This is a genomic window from Albidovulum sp., from assembly GCF_049646345.1.
Classification (GTDB): Bacteria; Pseudomonadota; Alphaproteobacteria; order Rhodobacterales; family Rhodobacteraceae; genus Albidovulum.
Genome location: NZ_JBARVQ010000605.1, coordinates 1 through 2,237, shown reverse-complemented (window position 1 = coordinate 2,237; position 2,237 = coordinate 1). Strand labels below are relative to the sequence as shown.

1 protein-coding gene is annotated in these 2,237 nt (G+C 62.7%); it reads right to left on the bottom strand.

Features of this window, described 5'->3' with window-relative positions; all coding sequences use genetic code 11:
* Positions 1 to 100 precede the first annotated feature (100 nt).
* Positions 101 to 2,140 carry an FAD-dependent oxidoreductase gene (locus WBB85_RS15795; protein WP_432639559.1) on the bottom strand — a complete coding sequence of 680 codons (2,040 nt, stop codon included), beginning with the start codon at positions 2,138 to 2,140 and terminating at the stop codon, positions 101 to 103.
* Between the last annotated feature and the right edge of the window lie 97 nt (positions 2,141 to 2,237).

Here is a 2,237-nt window from a genome sequence, read left to right as displayed (position 1 = left end):
GCGCCACCCCACGGGCAGGCACTCGCCCGGCTTGCGTATAGCATGCTGCAAGGTCTGCTTCGTCCCGTTTGCGCCAATCCCAAGACCGCACCACCGGGGGTCAGATGTCTTTCACCAACCGCAGCGCGTCATAGATGGCCGCATGGGTGTTCCGGGCCGAAACCGCGTCGCCGATGCGGAACAGCCGGAACCCGTCCTTTGGCCCGCCATTCACCACCTGCGGTTTGCCCGCCAGCATGGCGTCATAGTCCACCTCGCCGAGGTTCACCGATTGCGGCTTCAGGTCAAAGTACAGCTCATCCAACGGCAGTGTGCCGTGGTTCACCACGATCTGATCGTAGTGCTTTTCCTTGGCCAGCGGCATGTAGTCCGAACCGATCACCGCCTTCAGCTGATTGCCGTCCTTGGCGACCGAGGTCAGGCGGTAGGTGACCGTAAAGGTCACGTCCTTGTCCTGCATCGACCGCATATAGGGGACAAGGTTCATCGCCATCACGTCGGGGGCAAAGCTGCGATCCGGCGTCATGATCTCGACCTTTGCGCCTGCCTTTGCCGCGATCTCGGCGGCCTGAAGGCCCGCATGGTCGCCCGCATCGTCATAGACCAGCACGTTCGAGCCCGGCTTCACATCGCCCGAGATCAGGTCCCAGCTTGAGACGACAAGGTCGTTGCCCCCCTCCAGCACATCGGTATGCGGCAAACCGCCGGTGGCGATGATCACCACATCGGGGTTGAGCGAGGTTACGTCATCCGCCTCGGCCCAGGTATCAAACCGGAATTCGACATCGCGGGCAGCGCATTGCGCCATGCGCCAGTCGATGATGCCGATCATCTCTTTCCGGCGCGCGCTTTGAGCGGTCAGACGGACCTGCCCGCCTGGCTGCGCCGCGGCCTCAAAGACCGTCACCGCATGGCCGCGCTCGGCCGCGATGCGTGCGGCTTCAAGGCCAGCGGGACCGGCACCGACGACCACCACCTTCTTCTTCTCTGCCGCAGGAACAATGTCATGCGGCATCGTCAACTCGCGCCCCGTCGCCGCGTTGTGCATGCAAAGCGCATCACCCGCCTGATAGATCCGGTCGAGGCAATAGGTGGCCCCGACGCAGGGCCGGATATCATCCTCGCGCCCTTCGATGATCTTCTTCACGACCTGCGGGTCGGCCATATGCGCCCGGGTCATGCCGATCATATCTAACTTGCCCGAGGCGATGGCATGGCGCGCCGTCGCCACGTCGGGAATGCGCGCGGCATGGAAAGTGGGCATGCCGACCTCGGCCTTGATGCGGCCTGCGAAATCGAGATGCGGCGCCGATTTCATGCCCTGCACCGGGATCACATCGGTCATCGCCGGATCGGTGTGGATCTGGCCACGGATGACGTTCAGGAAATCGACATGGCCCGACGCCTTGAACATGTGACCGATGGCGATGCCCTCTTCCTCGGTGATGCCGCCGGGGGCGACCTCATCCGCAGTATAACGCATGCCAATGAGCAGCTTGTCACCGACACGCGCCCGGATCGCCGCCAGAACCTCCAGCGCGAACCGCGCCCGGTTTTCGAGGCTGCCGCCATAGGGCCCGTCGAGTTCGTTGGTGAACGGCGACAGCATCTGATCCATCAGGTGGCCGTAGCACTGAAGCTCGATCCCATCGAGCCCGGCCTCGGCCATGCGTTCGGCGGCATCGGCATAATCGCCGATGATGCGCTTGATGTCCCAGTCCTCCATCTTCTTCGGAAAGGCCCGGTGGGCCGGTTCGCGCTGATGCGAGGAGGTGAGCGCGGGCAGCCAGTCGCCCTTGTTCCAATGGGTGCGGCGGCCAAGATGGGTCAGCTGGATCATCACTGCGCAGCCATGGTTGTGGCATTCGTCGGTCAGCTTCTTCATCCAGCCGACAACCTCGTCCTTGTAGACAAGGATGTTGTTGAAGACCGGCGGGCTGTCCTTCGATACCGCCGCCGACCCGGCCGTCATGGTCATCGCCACACCAGCCTTCGCCCGTTCGACATGATAGGCGCGGTAGCGGTCCTTCGGCATGCCGTTTTCGGGATAGGCGGGTTCATGGCTTGTCGTCATGATCCGGTTTTTCAGCGTCAGATGCTTGAGCTGATAGGGCTGCAACAGCGGGTCGTTCGAAGCCATGGCGCATGTCCTGTCGAAGTGTCCGGGCCTGTCCCGGACGGTTATGGAATCGCTTCTAGGGCGGTTTTCAATCGGCAGATTGGCAGAAACCGACACA